At 61.9% G+C, this 18,637-nt stretch carries 14 protein-coding genes, 1 tRNA gene and 1 pseudogene; 12 read left to right on the forward strand and 4 right to left on the reverse strand.

Annotation, left to right across the window (positions count from 1 at the left end; genetic code table 11):
* Window positions 1–1,982: type II secretion system F family protein (locus BG842_RS07085; protein WP_069450227.1), on the reverse strand; the 1,982-nt coding region annotated here is incomplete at its 3' end.
* Window positions 1,982–3,616 carry a type II/IV secretion system ATPase subunit gene (locus tag BG842_RS07090; RefSeq protein WP_069450228.1) on the reverse strand — a complete coding sequence of 545 codons (1,635 nt, stop codon included), beginning with the start codon at window positions 3,614–3,616 and terminating at the stop codon, window positions 1,982–1,984. The genes BG842_RS07085 and BG842_RS07090, both read right to left, overlap by 1 nt.
* A gap of 237 nt (window positions 3,617–3,853) precedes the next feature.
* Here BG842_RS07090 and BG842_RS07095 point away from each other — a divergent pair, with 237 nt between their 5' ends.
* Complete coding sequence (locus BG842_RS07095; RefSeq protein WP_007978721.1) at window positions 3,854–4,327, forward strand: DUF5793 family protein; 474 nt, start codon at window positions 3,854–3,856, stop codon at window positions 4,325–4,327.
* Window positions 4,328–4,345: 18 nt separating this feature from the next.
* On the opposite strand, the gene BG842_RS32465 is transcribed toward BG842_RS07095, so the two are convergent.
* Entirely contained in the window at window positions 4,346–4,477 is a 132-nt protein-coding gene (locus tag BG842_RS32465; RefSeq protein WP_256388509.1) for a hypothetical protein, read from the reverse strand.
* 91 nt (window positions 4,478–4,568) lie between these two features.
* On the opposite strand from BG842_RS32465, the gene BG842_RS07100 reads away from it, so the two are divergent.
* From BG842_RS07100 to BG842_RS07130, 7 genes are all read left to right on the forward strand, one after another.
* Window positions 4,569–5,930 (forward strand): phosphomannomutase, encoded by a 1,362-nt coding sequence (locus tag BG842_RS07100; RefSeq protein WP_069450229.1) that lies wholly within the window; start codon window positions 4,569–4,571, stop codon window positions 5,928–5,930.
* Between the two features lie 121 nt (window positions 5,931–6,051).
* Entirely contained in the window at window positions 6,052–7,185 is a 1,134-nt protein-coding gene (locus tag BG842_RS07105) for a BMP family protein (RefSeq protein ID WP_069450230.1), read from the forward strand.
* A 48-nt stretch (window positions 7,186–7,233) separates the two neighbouring features.
* A complete protein-coding gene (locus tag BG842_RS07110; protein ID WP_069450231.1) occupies window positions 7,234–8,781 on the forward strand; it encodes an ABC transporter ATP-binding protein in 1,548 nt (515 codons plus the stop codon).
* A complete protein-coding gene (locus BG842_RS07115) occupies window positions 8,778–10,091 on the forward strand; it encodes an ABC transporter permease (RefSeq protein ID WP_069450232.1) in 1,314 nt (437 codons plus the stop codon). The genes BG842_RS07110 and BG842_RS07115 overlap by 4 nt, the downstream gene beginning before the upstream one ends.
* A complete protein-coding gene (locus BG842_RS07120; protein WP_083252462.1) occupies window positions 10,084–11,136 on the forward strand; it encodes an ABC transporter permease in 1,053 nt (350 codons plus the stop codon). The genes BG842_RS07115 and BG842_RS07120 overlap by 8 nt, the downstream gene beginning before the upstream one ends.
* A gap of 241 nt (window positions 11,137–11,377) precedes the next feature.
* Entirely contained in the window at window positions 11,378–11,764 is a 387-nt protein-coding gene (gene cdd, locus BG842_RS07125) for a cytidine deaminase (RefSeq protein ID WP_007978705.1), read from the forward strand.
* Between the two features lie 114 nt (window positions 11,765–11,878).
* Window positions 11,879–12,697, forward strand: a complete 819-nt coding sequence (locus BG842_RS07130) for a nucleoside phosphorylase (protein WP_069450234.1) — start codon at window positions 11,879–11,881, stop codon at window positions 12,695–12,697.
* On the opposite strand, the pseudogene BG842_RS07135 reads toward BG842_RS07130, so the two are convergent.
* Window positions 12,694–14,969, reverse strand: a pseudogene (locus BG842_RS07135) (DUF2298 domain-containing protein). The gene BG842_RS07130 and the pseudogene BG842_RS07135 sit on opposite strands and share 4 nt — an antisense overlap.
* Window positions 14,970–15,118: 149 nt before the next feature.
* On the opposite strand from BG842_RS07135, the gene BG842_RS07140 reads away from it, so the two are divergent.
* The 4 genes from BG842_RS07140 to BG842_RS07155 all read left to right on the forward strand — a co-directional run bounded on the left by BG842_RS07140 (window position 15,119) and on the right by BG842_RS07155 (window position 18,589).
* Window positions 15,119–15,193, forward strand: a tRNA-Met gene (locus tag BG842_RS07140).
* Window positions 15,194–15,384: 191 nt separating this feature from the next.
* The gene (locus BG842_RS07145) at window positions 15,385–16,068 is read left to right on the forward strand and encodes a type 1 glutamine amidotransferase domain-containing protein (protein ID WP_069450235.1); all 684 of its coding nucleotides are present in this window, start codon (window positions 15,385–15,387) and stop codon (window positions 16,066–16,068) included.
* 53 nt (window positions 16,069–16,121) lie between these two features.
* Entirely contained in the window at window positions 16,122–16,391 is a 270-nt protein-coding gene (locus tag BG842_RS07150; protein WP_069450236.1) for a hypothetical protein, read from the forward strand.
* Window positions 16,392–16,534: 143 nt separating this feature from the next.
* Window positions 16,535–18,589 (forward strand): ABC transporter substrate-binding protein, encoded by a 2,055-nt coding sequence (locus BG842_RS07155; protein WP_083252464.1) that lies wholly within the window; start codon window positions 16,535–16,537, stop codon window positions 18,587–18,589.
* Window positions 18,590–18,637 lie beyond the last annotated feature (48 nt).

The raw sequence follows: 18,637 nt of genomic DNA on the forward strand, positions 1-18,637 counted from the left end.
CCGGAGACGACGGCTTGGACGAGCGCGGTGTGGAAGAAGACGATGGTGTAGGAGTGGATGTCCACCGCCGCGACGTTGCCGAGGCCACCGACGCCGACCGGACCACCGGCCGCGTTTCCGGCGGGAAGGTCCCGGAGCGCGGGAACCAGGATGGCCGAAAGCGCCCCGATGATGACGAGGAAGACAAAAAACGAGAGGTAGATGATGATGAGGTAGGTCTTCATCTCGTCCTCGCGCTGGCGCTGGAGCCGTCTCGATTCCTGTGCGTCGTCCGCGGCGATTCGAAGGACGCGCCCGATGTCGCCGCTGGCGTGCATCGCGTTCGTCACGAGCGAGACGACCCGCGTGACGGTCGGCGTGTCGATTCTGTCCTCGAACCGTCGAAGCGCGGTCGCGGCGTCGGTTCCCCACTCGATGTCGCGCGACATGCGCTCTAGTTCGTCGTTCAGCGCGCCGAGGTCGCTGTTCGTCACCCGACGGAAACTTTCGACGACCGTCATCCCGGCCTCGTTGAGGCTGGCGAGTCGGTCGAGCATGTCGGGAACGGCGGCCTCTATCGCTTTAACCCGGCGACGGTACGCCCACTGAACGACGGCGTACGTCCCCAAGACGAACAGCGCGGCTTGTATCACGACGCCATCCACGGACGCGGGCGTCGCCGTCCCCGCCGCGAGGTCGGGGAAGACGCGAAGCACGACGGAGAGGAGTGCGAGCGGGACCGTCACGTACAACAGCGTATCCGGGTTCCGGCGGACGGTTCGGAACGGGTCCGCGAGGCCGTCCCGAACGTCCTTGAATCGGTCGTAGGTCGCCAATCGTTCGACGTTGGTCGGGGTGGTTCCGCCGTCGCTCACCGTGCGTCCGGCGTCCGGGTCGGCGACGCGCCGGACCGTCGGAACGGTGATACTCGGCGTCGTCCTCGACTCGCGGCTGATTCGAAGCGATTCCGTGATGCTGTCGAGATACACGACGAATCCGACGTTACCGAGGGGGATGAGCAGATACGCCATCAGATAGAGGAAGTCGAGCGTGTCGGCGACGCCCATCAACCCCATGATGACGAGGATGGTGATGAGCAGGAGCGGACCGACGACGAACAGCGAGACGTACCCCTCGGCGAGCACCGAGAGCAGTTCGAGAAACGACTCCTGTTCGGCTTTCGCGTCCCGCTGATAGCGCTCGTACTGCTCGCTTAGGTACGTCGGAAGGCTCTGGCCGCTCTGGAGGACGCTCGCCAAGTTCTCGCCGAAATCCTCGAACTTCTCGCTCGGCGACTGGCGCGACATCTGCTTGATGGCGGTCAGCACGTCGAGTCCGAACAAGTCCATGGCCTTGACGCCGACCCCGACTTCCGCCGCCGCCTCGCCGTACACGTCGCGGTTCCGCGCCAGCGTCCGCATTATCGCGGGCATTCCCATCCCGCTCCGGGAGAGCGCGTAGGTGAACGCGACCGTTCGAGAGAGGCTGCCGTCAATCTTCCGGGCGCGGGCGTTTCCCCGGTAGGACGGCAACTCCCAGCGAAGCCAGTACGTCAACGCGCCACCGAGGAGGCCGACCGTCGCGCTGCTGAACACGAGCAGGACGAACAGTTCGCCGAGAGTGATCGAGGGGACGACCACGAGATTGGCGAGAAACTGCAACCTCGCCGGGAGTTCAGCACGGAGCGTCGCCGGGGAGACCGAAAGGACGGCCAACACGAGCCCGACGACGTAGATACCGATGATGCTGCCGGAGATGGTGGCCAGTGTGGTGTACACCCACGTTTTCGACGCGTACAGTCGGTACGTCTCACCGACGTGCGCCGCCCGCAACAGCTCCTCGCGGCGGTTCCGTTTCCCCCCGCCGTCGCGGACGTAGCTGCCGAAGAGCTGTAGCGAAACGCGGGTGACGGTTCGGTACGCCGTCCTGCTGACTGGCGAGAGGGCGACGGGAGCGAGAAACGCGAGCGCGAGGACGAGCGGGACGAAGTTGAGCAGACCCATCAGTCGAGCTCCGCGACGGCCGAGTCGGTGCTTTCCCTGACGTTCGAAACGACGGTCTCCGGGTCGGCGTAGTACTCGTTGACCATCCCCGTAAAGCGCCGATAGTCGGAGATGCCGTTTTCGCGGAGATACTGGAGGACGAGTTTCCTGTCGCGGAGTTCGGTGAGCAGTTCTGACTGCGACCAGCCGTGATCGCGTCGAATATCGTCTAGCACGCCGCTGTCGCGTTTGCGGAACGTGTCTTTGCTCGGCTCCCACGAGAACGTGGTCGTGTAGTCCAGATCGCCAGTTCGCTGGTCGATGCCGTTGATTTCGGCGAGCGTCTGCGTCCGCCGCAAACGCTCCTCGCCGACGTAGGTCAACGACTGAATCGAGAGGATGTCGAGCGATTGTATCATCGCCCGCGGGACGTTGATGGGTTCGTTTTCGAGGCGGTTGATGACCGTCTGCACCGAGTCGGCGTGCATCGTCGAGTAGGTGGTGTGACCGGTGTTCATCGCCTGAAAGAGCGTCATCGCCTCCTCGCCGCGGACCTCGCCGACGGCGATGTACTCGGGGCGGTGGCGGAGGGCGGACCGGAGCAGGTCGTACATCGTGATGTCGGTTCCCTCGTCCAACCGGTCGCGGGTCACGGACGACAGCCAGTTGTCGTGATACAGCGTCAACTCCCGCGTGTCCTCGATAGTTAGCACCTTCGAGCGCGGCGGGATGAACATCGAAATCGCGTTCATCGAAGTCGTCTTGCCGGACGCCGTGCCGCCCGCGAAGATGAGCGACTTGTTGTTCTCGATGGCGAGCCAGAGGTAGGCCATCTGGTCGAGGTTGAAGGTTCCGTAGTTCACCAGGTCCACCGGCGTAAACGGCTCGTCGGCGTACTTTCGGATGGTGAACGCCGACCCTCGCGGCGTGACTTCCTCGCCGAGGGCGAGTTCTGCGCGGCTGCCGTCCGGGAGCGTCGCCTCGACGACCGGTTCGCCGACGCTGACGTGCTGGCCGGACTGCTGGGCCAGACGGACGACGAGGCTGTCGAGTTCGTCCTTCGAGTAGACGACGTTCGTCCCGATGTCGTTGTACGTGTCGTGGTAGACGAAGATGGGGAGGTCGTAGCCGTCACACGAGATGTCCTCGATGTGCGGGTCGTTGATGAGCGGGTCGAGCTTACCGAACCCGCGAAACGAGCGAAAGAGGTAGTAAAACAACCGGTAGTAGGTCGCGGCGTTCACCTCGACGCCGTACACTTCGAGCAGTTCGCGCAGTTCGTCGCGGAGGACGGTTTCCGCCGTCTCGTTACCCATCTCGCGGCGGTAGATGAGCGACTCGCGCAGGTCGGAAAACAGCCGCTCCAGCAGTTCGACTTCGACGTCATCCAACTCGGGTTCGACGACGTGATACAGGTGTTCGTTCGCGTCCGAGTCGTAGTTGATGGAGACGAACGCGAACGGCGCGTTCACCCAGTACCGCTCCACCTCTTCGTATCCCGGCACTCCGGTGAACGTGATGAGCGACCCGTGGGTCGCCGGGTCGTAGTCGCCGACCGAAACGGTCGAACCCCGAAGCATCTCCGCCGTGCGGCGAATCGTCCGTCGCCACTCACGGACGCGAACGGTCAGTTCGTCTATCGCTAACCCCGACATGTTTGTTCCCTGTCCCTCGTGCGGGTGTTTCGAGCGTCGGTCCCCGACCGACTCGCGTTCGCACGTGTGAGACGTATCTTGTCACGCTCATTGGAGTGGGAGTACTTAAATCAATGGCTGGACAATTTCAGTTTCGAGAGGTGTGGAGGAGGTGAGAAATGATACGTGACGTAATGGTCTCGTTTCGAGATATGGCGTTACGTTCATGAGACGCGAGAACGTAGGTTCGCGTACGGAATGAGGCGCGATTATTTCACACTGAACGTCGAAAATATCGACTGGGTTGAAGCGGACGGGACTCCCCGCAAGCCGACGGTAATCATCGATTTCGAGGGACCGTCCGCCACGCTCCGTGAGCGACTTACCGGCCCATCCGACGAACTCCTCGATGCGAGCGAAACGGACGTTACTTTCCGACTCCAAGCCAGTCTGGACGACCCGACGGCGACGGGCGTGGTGAGCGTAACGAATCGAACGACGGGCGATTTCATCCTCGAACTCAACGAGGACGCGGACGACGTGCTCCGATTCATCCGGGCGGCCCGTGCGTACGGCGACGAAACGGACGAGTCGAACGGACGCTATCACGTCGATATCGCCATCAACGGCGACCACGTGGTCGAGTACGACAAGAGCACGTTTCTCGTCTACAACAGCGAAGGCAACCTGTTGCGCCAACACAGCCTCATCCCGAGCGGCGTCGAACTGTAACCCACCCTTTTCGCGCCTTCAGAACCACGGAGCGATGACGCCGTTCATCACCGCGACGATGTAGAGTCCCGCGATTGCTGCAAGGACGATGATGAGTCCGATGAGGTAGTCGAACAGTCCATTCGGCGTCGTCAGCTTTGGTACGTTCATGTCAACCGCTACGACCTTGGTGGGCATATCGTTATTGGGGGGTAAAACGGAATCGCGGGAACCTAAGTACCAGCGTGCGAACCCCCTCCGTATGAATTTGTTCGGAACTGCGGGTATCCGTGGTGATGTCGTCGAGCGAGTGACGCCCGAACTCGCTCTCGCCGTCGGGCGGGCCGCGGGACGACAGGGAGCGGAGTTCGTCGTCGCCCGTGATGGACGCGAAACGGGCGCGGCGCTCGCCGCCGCGATGGAAGCGGGACTCGAAAGCGCGGGGGCGACCGTCCGCCGTGCGGGACAACTTCCGACCCCCGCGCTCGCGTTCGCCTCGCAGGGTCGCCGCGGCGTCATGCTCACCGCGAGTCACAACCCGTCGACGGACAACGGTATCAAACTCTTCGACGACGGACAGGAGTACGACCGGGCCGCGGAACGCGCCGTGGAAACCGGCGTCGAGGACGAGAAACCACCCCGGCCGTGGGACGAGTGGGGAAAGAGCACCAACGAGAACGTTCTCGACGCGTACCGGGACGCGGTTATTGAGTACGCACGCGAGTACGGTGCGCCGCTGAACGGCGTCCGCGTCGCGGTCGATTGCGGAAACGGGATGGCGAGCGTGGCGACCCCACAGGTGCTTCGGGCGCTGGGAGCGACCGTCATCTCGCTCAACGCGAACGTGGACGGTCATTTCCCCGGCCGACCGAGCAAGCCGACGCCCGAGACGTTGACCGACCTGCGTTCGTTCGTCGCCTCGGACGATTTCGAATTCGGCCTCGCCCACGACGGCGACGCGGACCGTATCGTCCTCGTCAACGCGGACGGCGACGTCGTGCACGAGGATACCGTCGTCGCACTCCTCGCGGAACACTACACACACGCCAGCGACGCCGAGGACCCCGTGGTGGTGACGACGCCGAACGCCTCGGCGCGAATCGACGAGCGCGTCCGGGCGGCCGGTGGTCGCGTCGAGCGCGTGCGCCTCGGTGCGCTTCACGAGGGCATCGCGGCGGCCCTCGAAGAGGGCGACGACGGCACCGAAGTCGTGTTCGCCGCCGAACCGTGGAAACACATCCACACCCAGTTCGGCGGTTGGATAGACGGCGTGGTGAGCGCGGCGGTGCTCTCCCGACTCATCGCGGACGCCGGTGGTGTGGAAGCGCTTCGGGCCGACGTGACCGAACGACCCTATCGAAAGGTGAGCGTCGATTGCCCCGACGCGGCGAAGACCGAGACGATGGAACGCGTCGAGACGGCGATTCCCGAGCGGTTCCCCGACGCGACCGTCGAAACAGAATACGGGGTCCGTGCGGAACGGGCAGATGGCTCGTGGGTGCTCGTTCGACCGAGCGGCACCGAACCGTACGTCAGAATCTACGCCGAGAGCGAGACCGTTGACGAACTCGTCGCCGAGACGAAAGACGTCGTAGGGAACGCCGTATCCGCTGCAAAAAAGTAACCGTCAATAGCCTCCTGTCCGTTATTTTTCGACCTTTCAAACGTGAAGCGACGCGTTTATCACAAATTACCCGTCTGGTTACGCATAGATGACTAACATTGACAAACGGCGTCGAACATTGATGAAAACTGGCGGCGCGCTCGGTATTGCTGGCCTCGCGGGGTGTATCAGTAGCCCCAGTGACGGTGGCTCCGGCGACGGAAACGACGACGGAACCGACAACACGTCGACCGACGGAACGGACGGTGGCTCCGGCGACGGGGAGGACACCACGAACGTCGGGATGGTCTACGCGACGGGCGGCCTCGGCGACAACTCGTTCAACGACATGGCGAACATGGGTATCAAGCAGGCGAAAAAGGAGTTTGGCGTTCAGTTCCAGAACGCGGAACCCGACTCCCCGACCGACGTGGAGAGCCTCCAGCGCCAGTTCGCCCAGTCCAGCAGCCCGGACTACGACCTCATCTGCTGTATCGGCTACGTTCAGACGAACTCCCTCATCAAGAACGCCGGACAGTACCCCGACCAGAACTTCATGCTCGTCGACAGCGTGGCGGAGACGGACAACGGCGACCTCGTGAAGAACGTCGCCAACTACGTCTTCAAGGAGCAACAGGGGTCGTTCCTCGTCGGCCACCTCGCGGGACAGCTGACCCAGATGGACTTCAGCGCGGGCAAAAGCTCCACGAAGTCCGGGAAGAAGACCGTCGGCTTCGTCGGCGGCAAGGAGGTTCCCCTCATCAAGAAGTTCGAGGCAGGCTACAAGGCCGGTGTCGCACACGCGAGCGAGGACATCGAGGTCAAGACGGCGTACGCTGGCACGTACAGCGACCCCGTGAAGGGGAAGGAAGCGGCGCTCTCGATGTACGAAAACGGCGCGGACATCGTGTACCACGCGGCTGGTGGTACCGGAACTGGTGTCTTCAAGGCCGCGAACCAGAAGGGTCGGTTCGCCATCGGTGTGGACAGCGACCAGTCGAAGGCCAAGGGGACGGCGAAGTTCAGCAACGTCATCCTCGCCAGCATGGTGAAGAAGGTGGACGAGGCGGTCTACCGCTCCACGAAGAACGTCATCGACGGCGAATTCAAGGGCGGCAAAGTCAACACTCTCGGCCTGGAGCAAGGCGGCATCGAGGCCGTGTACGGCGCCGACCTCGGGTCGGAAATCCCCGACGACGTGAAATCGAAGGTCAAAGAGTCCCGCGAAGCGATCATCAGCGGCGACATCGAAGTTCCGACGACGGTCGAGAAGTAAGCGCAAACCCGCGCGCTTATACAAGTAGGACGGAAATCCAGATTAAGAATGAGCCGGGCGGTACATCTCGACGGCATTACGAAACGATTCCCGGGTGTCGTCGCAAACGATAACGTCGATTTGACGATAGAACCGGGGTCGGTTCACGCACTTTTAGGGGAGAACGGTGCCGGAAAGACGACGCTGATGAACGTGCTCTACGGTCTGTACGAGCCCACGGAGGGGCGCGTCGTCGTCGACGGCCAGCCACGCGAGTTCGACTCGCCGCGAGACGCCATCGAGAGCGGTATCGGTATGATCCACCAACACTTCATGCTGGTGGATACCCTCTCGATTGCCGAAAACATCGTTCTCGGAAACGAACCCCGAAAGTGGGGTGGATTGGCGATGGACAGGGACCGCGCCGTACGCGAGGTGCGCGAGCTAAGCGACCAGTACGGGTTCGACGTGGACCCGAACGCGCTCGTCGAAGACGTGAGCGTCGGCGTCCAGCAACGCGTCGAAATCCTGAAAGCGCTGTACCGCGGCGCGGACGTCCTCATCCTGGACGAACCGACCGCGGTGCTCACGCCGCAGGAAATCGAGGACCTGCTCACGGTGCTCGACGAACTCACCGCACAGGGAAAGAGCATCATCTTCATCACGCACAAGCTCGGCGAGGCCATGGACGCCGCCGACCAAATCACCGTCCTCAGGGACGGGAAGAACGTCGGCTCGGTCGATACCGAGGGGACAACCCGCGAGGAACTCGCGGAACTCATGGTCGGCCGCGAGGTGTTGCTCGAAACCGAGAAGGAATCGGCCGACCCGGGCGACGTGATGCTCAACGTTTCCGGACTTCGAATAACGGACGAACGCGGCGTCGAACAGGTATCAGGTGTCGATGTCGTCGCCCGAGAGGGCGAGGTGTTCGGCATCGCGGGCGTCGACGGAAACGGCCAATCCGAACTCATCGAGGCCATCACCGGCTTGGCCTCGCCGGACGAAGGTGCGATTTCGTTCAACGGGCGCGACATCACGGGGATGTCCCGTCGTGACCGAATCGACGCCGGGATGGCCTACGTTCCCGAGGACCGCCACGAACAGGGCTTGGTCATGGAGTTCGACCTCGTGGAGAACGGGCTGCTCGGAAGCCAGCATTCGGAACCGTTCACGCACGACGGGCGGATCGATTGGGACGGCACGCGAGCCCACGCCGAGGACATCATCGAACAGTACGACGTTCGCCCGCCCGACGCGGACGCGTCGGCGGAATCGCTCTCCGGCGGAAACCAACAGAAGTTCATCGTCGGTCGGGAGTTCGCCCGCGACCCGTCGCTCGTCGTCGCTGCCCACCCAACACGCGGCGTGGACGTCGGTAGTATCGAGTTCATTCACGACCGACTGCTCGATTTACGGGCCGAAGGAAAGGCCATCGTCCTCATCTCCTCGAAACTCGACGAAGTACAGCAGCTCTCGGACCGACTCGCAGTCATGTACGAAGGTGAAATCATGGACGTCGTCGACCCGGACCGTGTGACAGAAGAGGAACTCGGCCTGCTGATGGCGGGCGAGCATCCGGCGGACACACCGAGTCTCCGAGGTGAAGCACAGTGAGTTCGTGGCAAGATCGGGCGGAGCAGGGTCTTTCCCGGCTCGTCGAGGCGTCCGCGGTCGAGCGGGTGCTCATCAGTCTCGCGGCGCTCGTCATGTCCATCATCGTCGGCGGGTTCGTCATTCTCATCTCGGGATGGGTCGCGACCTGTTCCGACCCCTTCCTCGCGCAGCAGGTGCTCATTTCGATTCCGGGAACCGGCGGCTGGGGCGTCCAGTTCCCGATACCGGGGTCGTTCTGTTACAACCCGATTCAGGTGTACAAGTACCTCTTCGTCGGGTCGTTCGCGAACCCGCAGACGTCCACTCTGTTCCCGCCGGACTTCGTTCTCGATAAGTTCAGTCTCGCCGTGACGCTCCGGCAGACGAGCATGCTCCTGTTCGCGGGACTGGCCGCCGCAGTCGCGTTCCGTGCCGGGATGTTCAACATCGGTACGCAAGGTCAGCTCGTGCTCGGCGCACTCGGGTCAGCGTTGTCGGTGTTGTGGGTCGCTCCGTACGTTCCGGGCGGACTCGTCGGCAGTCTCATCCTCATTCCGTTCGGCTTGGTCGTCGGGGCGCTCGTCGGTGGCGCGTACGGCGCGATTCCGGGGGCGATGAAGGCGTACGCGGACGCGAACGAGGTCATCACGACCATCATGCTCAACTTCGTTGCGACGGGCATCGCGTTCGTCCTCGTCTCGGAGTACTTCAAGAACCCGGCGAGCCAGACCGTCGAGACGCGCCCGGTCCCGGGAGCCGCGGTGCTGTCGCCCATCGTGTTCCCGAGTCAGGCGTCGTTCTCGATACTCGTGCTCGTCGGCGCACTCGCGCTCGCGGTCGGCATCTACCTGCTGTTGCACCGAACCGCGTTCGGATACGACCTCAGGACGAGCGGAATTCAGCCGGAAGCCGCCGAATACGGCGGCGTGGACGCGAAGCGAACGATGGTGTCGAGCATGGCGCTCTCCGGTGCCATCGCCGGTATCGGCGGGACGGTCTACGTCCTGATGATCCTCGGTCGATGGCAACAGGGAGTCCCGTCCTACGGGTTCGACGGCATCACGGTGACGATTCTCGCGGGCAACAACCCGCTTGGCGTCCCGCTGGCGGCGCTGCTGTTCGGCATGCTGAAGAGCGGAAGCCTCGCCATCGACTTCGCGCTCGGCGTTCCGAAACAACTCGTCGGCGTCTTGCGAGGGCTCATCATCCTGTTCGTCGCCATGCCGGAGTTCTTCCGGATGATCGGTAAACGGGTGACGACGCCGGAACCGTCGGGGGCCGTCGCCGCGGATGGCGGGTCCCGAATCGAGGGAGGTGAGGACGATGAATAAACGGCTCCGAATCGCCGGGGTATCCGTCGCTATTGCGGCGGTTCTCGCCGTTCTCGGTCTCGTGTTCCCGAACAGCGCACTCGGCAAAATCGTCGGTACTATCAACGCGAGCTACGTGAGCGCGGCGCTCCGATTCACCGTTCCCATCGGTTTCGCCGCACTCGGCGGTATCTTCGCCGAGAAGAGCGGCGTCATCAACATCGGGCTCGAAGGCCACCTCATCATCTCGGCGTTCACCGGCGTCGCGGTCGCGAACGCGCTGGCCGGGTCGGGAAGCGCGACACAGACGACGCTCTGGCTCGGGTTCTTCGCGGCAGTACTTGCGAGCGCGCTCTTCGCACTCCTGTTCGCTGTCGTCTGTATCGAGTTCAAGGCCGACCAGATAATCGCGGGACTCGCCGTTTGGCTCATCGCGTTGGGGCTCGCGCCGTTCGCCAGCAAGATTCTGTGGGGCGGTATCAACAGTCCGAGCGTCGGAACGCTCTCGAACTGGCGTATCCCGCTTCTCGCGAAGATACCCGTAATCGGGCCGATCCTCTTCGACGCGAATCCGACGGTGTACATGCTCCTCGTCGCCGTACCGCTAACGTGGTTCGTGCTGAACGAGACGGCGTTCGGCCGCTGGGTGAAAGCCAGCGGAGAGAACCCGATGGCGCTCGATACGGTCGGCGTCGACGTCCATCGCGTTCGCTACGCGAGCGTGCTCATTTCCGGTACGCTCGCCGGAATTGGCGGCGCTGGGCTGTCGCTCGGACAGGCGGGACTGTTCAACGGGAGCGGTGCCACGATGGTCGATGGCCGCGGCTGGATCGGCATCACCGCCTACCTGTTCGGGAACTACAACCCGCTCGGGGCGTTCGGCGCGTCGTTCCTCTTCGCGAGCCTCGACGCGCTTCAGTTGCGACTCCAGCAGGTCGGTTTCAGCGTTCCGAGGGAACTCATCGGCGTCATCCCGTACGTGACGGTCATCATCGTGCTGGTGTTCGTCGGACACACGCGAACCCCGGACGCCGCGGGCGAACCCTACGAATCCGGCGAGGAGTGAGGCGGCGGCCGGTCGTTCGCCACGACCGATTTTTTACGGTGTTCGTTTCGAAGCCGTTCCGTTTCTCGTCGTCGGTTGATTCCGGTTCGATACCTCCGTACAGAGACGGCGCTCGGTGTGGTGCCGAGCAGGGCGCGGACGAGAGAGACGAGGCGGCGAAACACGACGGGCTTGGTCCCGTCTTAGTATAAAAAGACTCGGCTGTCGGTTGTTATTTGACGCCCGGAACCGCACGTCCTCCATGGACGAACTCGTCGAGCAGGCACGCGAGATTCAGGACCGAGCGCACGTTCCGTATTCGGAGTACCCCGTCGGAGCGGCGCTTCGAACGGCGGACGGTACCGTCTACGTGGGTTGTAATATCGAAAACGCGAACTTCAGCAACTCGCTCCACGCGGAGGAGGTCGCCATCGCCGAGGCGATAAAATCGGGCCACCGTGAATTCGACCGCTTAGCGGTCAGTTCCGCACGCCGGGATGGCGTGACGCCCTGCGGGATGTGCCGACAGACGCTCGCGGAGTTCTGTGACGACGACTTGGTGGTCGTCTGTGACCACGGTGACGACGTGACGGAGTACACGCTCGGCGAGTTGCTTCCGGACACGATAACCGAAGACATGCTGGGCTGAGGGCGAAAGACACGTCGGAAAGGGAATGGGAGGGGTGACGGCAACGGGGGACGGTGGGAATCTCGCCGCCCGAAACGCGAAGCACCTATTTTCGCGGCGCCAAACGTGGGTGGTATGGAAGACAGCGAAGACCCGAACGCGGACGTGCAGTATCACATCGAAGTCGGGGAAGACGACGTTGCGAACGCCGTTCTTCTCCCTGGCAATCCGGAGCGCGTCGAGAAGATAACGCAGTTCTGGGACTCGGCGGACGAGAAGGCGTTCCACCGCGAGTACCGGACCGTGACGGGCGACTACGACGGGACGCCAATCAGCGTCACGTCAACCGGTATCGGCAGTCCCTCGGCCGCCATCGCCGTCGAGGAACTGGCGCGAATCGGCGCCGATACGTTCATTCGCGTCGGGTCGTGCGGCGCGATTCAACCGGAGATGGACGTCGGCGACCTCGTGATCACGACGGGTGGCGTTAGACAGGAGGGGACGAGCGACGAGTACGTCCGCGAGGATTACCCGGCGGTCGCGGACTACGAGGTCGTCGCGGCGCTGGTCGCCGCCGCGGAGCGACTCGATTACGACTACCACACCGGGATCACGATGAGCGCGGACAGTTTCTACGCGGGGCAGGGTCGCCCCGGTTTCGAGGGCTTCCTCGCGGAAGGCGGCGACGAGTTGGTGTCCCACCTAAAAGCCGCGAACGTCAAGAACATCGAGATGGAAGCGAGCGCGATTCTGACGATTGCGAACGTCTACGGCCTCCGCGCGGGTGCCGTCTGTTCGGTGTACGCGAACCGCGAGACGGGCGAGTTCAGAACCGAGGGAGAACACCGCGCCGCGGAGACGGCTAGCCTCGCGGTGAAACTACTGGCCCGAATGGACGAGATGAAAGCGGAAGCCGGTGTGGACCGCTGGCATCCGGGCCTCTCGCTCGACTAATTCGCTTCGTCGACTTGCGCTTCGATAACCGTCTGGTTGACGCGGTAAATCGAAACTGACCCGGAGCGGTACACTCGCTGGATGCCGGGGAATCGGTTGAACGCCGTTCGACCGTATCGATTTCGCTCCCGCGGGCCGTAGTAGATGTACCGAACGTCGTATCGGTCGAGTTTTTCGGCGCGGGTTGTCCACGCCGTGTTCGGGCTGAACATCAGCTCGACGTCCTGTTTTCGTTCGGCGTAGGCCGAATTACCGCGGTAAATCCGCTCCTGATACCACCCGACGACGGTCGGAAGACCGGTGAGCGAGGACGCGGGGCTTCCCCAGACGTAGGGGTCACCGGGTGCGGAAACGATGTGCGGACGTCCGTCCCTCGCGTCGAGCCACTCTATCGCACCCGCCTCGCCCGGATGGACCGTCGAGACGAACGCCAGTCCGTCGAGTGTTGGGTCGTCGGCACGGTGGACTGGATTATCCGACGCGATATGCTCGCCGAGGCCGAAGACGCCATACACGGACGTGGACAGCACGAGAAGTGCGGCAACGATTGCGATGCCCTGGCGGAGTGACGGCGGAACGTGTCCTTCGTGAACGGTGGGGACGGTCGGTATGGCACCCGCGAGCAGTCGGGACAGTGCGACGCCGCCAGCGACAGCCCAGAGGACCCACACCTGCATGTACACCTTGAACACCGTGTTGAACCGGCCGGGGATGGCGTTGTCCTTCACGTAGACGAACTCCACGAGCAGGACGAGGCCCGCACCGGCCACCAACAGCACCGTTTCGAAGCCGAAGCCGTCGTCGAGGCGAAGCAGTAGCCACCCGCCAACGAGGAGCGGTGCGACCAGCAACAGGGCTGCGACGCCTCCTTGCCAACTCAGGAGGGCGAGTAGGATGACGAGCGCTCCCGCACGTGTGACGGTCCGACGTCGCCACCGCGTATTGGTCGCGAGGTACAACGCGAACAGACCGAGGAACATGCCGTGAACGATGAGCAACTCGACGGCGCTACTCCGGTCGGGGAGAAAGCCGAGACCGCGCGTGCCCGCCGTCCCGAACAGCACGTTGACGACGAACGGTGCCGCCCAGACGAGGGAGAGACAACCGACGGCGGTGACGATGACCAACGAAATCGCGATACGGCCGAGTTCGTCGGCGAACGGCGACCGTTCGGTCACGGCGACTAGTCGTTCACCGCCCGGAACGAGGGTCGCCGGGTGGGTTTCCGCGAACACGAGCGAGAGCCAGACGACCCCGAGCGCGGTCGGGAAACTCCAGAAGCTGATGGTGCTCACGAATGCGACGACGGGCGGAAGCACACCGAAGACGAGGAGTCGCCGCCATCGGGCGTCGGAACGGTAGACGGCGTAGCCGAGTGCCGCGACGAACAACAGAAACGGTTGTCCCATCATGTGGGCGTGAAGGTCGCCGTTCAGGTACGCAAAGAAGGGAAACTCGTTTATCGTATCGACCATCACGCGGCTGGCTTCCCAATAGTAGAAGTCGGTGGGGGCGAGCGGAACCGCGGACGGATTCATCTCTAACGGTTTGGCGATGGCCTCGAGGAGCGAGCGGGGGAAACTCCCCGCGAGCAAGCGCATCGGAGTGAACAGGTTTCCGGCGAATCCGACGAGAAAGGCGGCAGAGGCGGCAGCGAGGCGGCGAGGCGTTCCGTGTCGCTCGGCTATCGCACCCGCCAACCCGTAGGCGGTGGTGATGAGCATGCCGTAAAACCCCGCGAGTGCGAGGTTGTAGCTGTAGCGGGGCGGCGTTCCCGAAAGTTTCGTCAGAATCGCGGCGATGAGGTGGCCGCCGTAGTAATACCGAATGGGCTCACCCGCGAACCACATGTCTTCGGGGGGAGCGCGGGCGATCGCATGATAGACCGCAAGAGACCGAAGTCGAGGAATTTCTCGCCGCCGGTCGCGATTATTCCCGGGTCGATGGCACGAACTCCGACGAGAAAACAGAAGGCGACGGTGAACACTACCATCGCTTCCGCATATCCCTGCAGGTCGATTTCGACCGCACGCCGTGTCAGCAATACGGAGAGCGAAGCGAGCACTACGACCGCGACGAGAACCGTGATACCGCTGAAAACGAACTGACCGAGCCAGTACGTCACAATCGTCATGACGGAGAGGCTCACGGGGAGTGCGAACGTCGCACCCCGGTCGGGAAATAGTCGAAAGAGTGCCGCTGTGACCGGTAGCCCTGCAAGAGCGAGAACGTAGTAGAGGACTAGCCAGAACGCAACGAGCAAGAACTCCATATTCGAGTCAGTTCGGGCACTGCAGTGATATACTTCTTGTGGTCTTGTTCATTGTTAAACATGTGTTTTTCGGAGTGTAGTCGCGGTACGAAATCACATAGGGCGGCCGAATCATAACCCTTAACTAGGCGACGGCAGTACAAACTGGTAGCGGGATGGGATAGCCAGGAGATTCCGGCGGGCTCATAACCCGCAGATCGGTAGTTCAAATCTACCTCCCGCTATTTTCAGACGACTCGTCTACGACAGTAGTGATATTTAGTCTCGGTCAGCGGTGGTGCCAACCTGTTCGTCACTACTCCGATTAGCTTCGTTATTTCGCACTGAGAGGTTCTCAACCGGCCAATTTCGTCGATTTCCCTCAAAATCGGCCGGTGCCATCCGACTTATTCGTCCCGCCCCGGTAGTACCGTCCATGCCATCCGCATTGTTCGTGGTGAGCGAAGAGGGATATTGGGGCGAGGAATGTATCGAACCGCTGCAGACGCTGGACGAGGCCGGTGTCGAAATAACGGTCGCAACTCCGAGCGGCGGCAAGCCGGTCGTGGACGAACGATCCATCGACCCGGAAAACGTCGGCGAGGAAACGGCGGAACGGGTTCGTGAAACGAACGAATCCGATCCTCGGCTTCAAAACCCGGTGCCGTTGGCGACGACGAGCGCCGACGACTACGATGCCGTCGTGTTCCCCGGCGGGCACGGAACGGAGTGGGACGTAAATCAGGACAAGCACGCCCGGACATTGCTCCGCGACGCGGTGGAAACCGGGGACAAGAAAGCACTCGTCGTCTGTCACGCAGTCGGACTGTTGGCGTTCACCCGCGACAGCGACGGTGGGTTCCTCGTGGACGGACGTTCCGTCACCGGGTTCCCGAACGAATGGGAGGAGGGAATCGTGGACGATGACGATTGCATGCCCGACGGTCGGAAACTCCCGTACTGGGTCGAGGACGAAGTGAAAGCGGCGGGCGGAACGTGGGACGCGGAACTCGACGCCGAGACGAGCGTACAGACCGACGGCGACTTGTTGACCGGACGCGGCCCGGGGTCGTCGCATGCGGCGGCGGTGGCGCTCCTGTCCGCGCTCGGTATCGAGTAATCTGCCGACGAAAGCGCGTGATTTATACCCGATTCGTTCCCAGTTGACACGAGATGATTGGCACGCGTAGCGTACTGGCGGTGATGGCCGGCGGCGTCATGGTAACTGCTATCGTCGCCCTTCGTTCCGGTCGAAAGTCGACGGGACTGTGGTTATTGGCTGCGGGATTCTTCGTCGCCAGCCTTTGGTCCGGGCTTAGCATCGCTTGGACGCGGAACAATCCCGGGATGCTGTCGTCCGATTCACACCTCCTCTTGGGGTCGACGGCAGTTGCCGGGACGATATATTATGGGATGCTCGCTCGGCAAGCGACAAGCGACTAGTCTGGTTGAATCAATACTATAACGATTCTTTTGCAAGAAAGATAGTGACTAGTTTTGCGGGGTTTTTAGACTCTATGAAGCTCGGAAAACTAAAACCTTCTGCCAATCAGTAACTTTAAATACATCTTCTACAAGTCTTTGGTATGCCACGGCGACGCAACCCGAGTGGTGCAGACGACAGCCGAAGGAACTTTCTGAAGGCGAGTGGGGCCGGTGCAGTTGCTCTCTCCCTTGCGGGCTGTTCCGGAAATGGTGACACGAACGACGAGAAGACGTCTGACGACGGCGGTGACGAGAACACGACAACAGAAGCGCCGAGTACGAACTCGCTCAGCCCTGACGACATCGAACCCGGTGGAACGCTTCGATACGGGATGGCCGAAGCGCCGGACAGCCCGAACATCATGCTGGCAGGCAGCGTGTACTCTGCGGTCGCTCTCGCCCCGGTTTACAACTACGGTGTCAGTCAAGACCCCGTGACGTTCGAGGTTAAGCCGAGCGTCTTCACCGACTGGACCATTAAAAACACCGGTAAGGACAAACCGGATGTTTACTTCAACGCCCGAAAGGACGGCCTCGAGTGGAACGACGGTGAGAAGTTCAAGATGGAGGACATCCTGTACTCCTTCCAGTTCCAACTCGACAACGAACCGGGACAGTACTCGGTTTGGAACGATTACGAGAAGATCGAGGAGGCGAAAAACGACTGGGACTTCCACCTCAAACTGTCTCGACAGGTTGGTACGTGGGACGCGGACGTCCTCGGCGCGCCACCGATCATTCCCAAGCACAAGTGGGAAGGCGTCGATTACAAGAACTACGACCCGACGACGGAAAATGAAGAAGGTCCCGTCGGAACCGGGCCGGGTAAACTCGTCCAGTGGAACCCGGACACCTCGATGCAGGTCAAGTTCCGCCGCGATTACATCGAGAACACCTACGCGCTCAACAAACTCGACTGGATCAAAGAGCACGACACGCTCATCCACGGCGGTCCGTTCCTCGACGGCGTGAACTTCAAGGTGTACGGCGGAACGTCGCCGCTCACGCAAGCGTTCCTGAACGGCAAGGTCGATACCCACTACGGAAGTCTCCAGACTTCGAAAATCTCTCAAGTCAAGAAAGCGGACGACAAGGGGCTCGTAAAAGGGTACGACAGTGGTTTCTCCTACTACGGTTTCAACTGTCGTCGCGCCCCGCTCGACGACGTGGCGCTCCGACAAGCGATGTCGTTCCTATACGACGACGTGTTCTGGGTGCAGACGCTCAAGGGCGGCTACGTCATCAAAGGCGACTACGCCCAGTCGCCGGGTTATAAAGGCGTTCGACCGGAGACGGTCTACGACGGCGAACTCCTCACGGACCCGCGGACGAACGCGTTCGACTTCCGCGGAAAGAAGGGTAGCAAACAACCCAAAGTCGAAGAAATTCGAAAATTCCTGACGGATGGGACCGTTATCGACGGCTCGAAGGGGACCTACGTCGGGAAGGACTTCCCGGGGACGTTCTCGGGAGTCAATGCCAGCCAGTCGAAGGCGAAGTACAACTACACGTTCGGCTCCATCAAGTCCAAGAACCTCAAAAACGCGAAGGTAGAGGTGGACAAAGAAATCCGTGTGGATGGAAAGACCATCCCGGAGATGATGGACGGCGACGCCATCACCCTCTTCATCGACCCGCCGAACGAACAACCACAAGAGGCCAAAGCCATCGAACAGTGGAAAAAGAACATGCAACAGGTCGGTATTCCGGTCAAGACCGAACCTGTCGCGTTCAACACCATGACCGGAAGAGTGTACGAAACCGAGGAGTTCGACGTGTACCCGATGGGTTGGGGCGGAACCAGCCCCTACGGGACGTCGCTCCACTCGTTCTTCCACTCCGACAACGCCGGAGAGGATACGGAGAAATTCGCGTACAACTCCACGGGATACGGCGTCTCGGGCGGCAGCTCCGACAAGCTTCTCTCCGACGCGTACAGCGAAACCGACCCCGAGAAACGCTCGAAGAAGTACGCGAAGGCGATGGAGAAGATCTACCTCGACATGCCGTACATGCTTCGTGACTACGAGAAATACCGCTGGCCGGTCAACTCGAAGAAGTTCGACGGTTTCGTCGAGAACATCGTCGACCCCGGATACGCAAACTGGGATTACGAGTACAGTAGCATCTACCTCAAAGAGAACCTGAAGAAGTAACCCCGTCTTCGACTCTCGACGGTGGTTTTTTGCGGTATAGGTCGGGAA

It is taken from the genome of Haladaptatus sp. W1, assembly GCF_001723155.1.
Lineage (GTDB): Archaea > Halobacteriota > Halobacteria > Halobacteriales > Haladaptataceae > Haladaptatus > Haladaptatus paucihalophilus.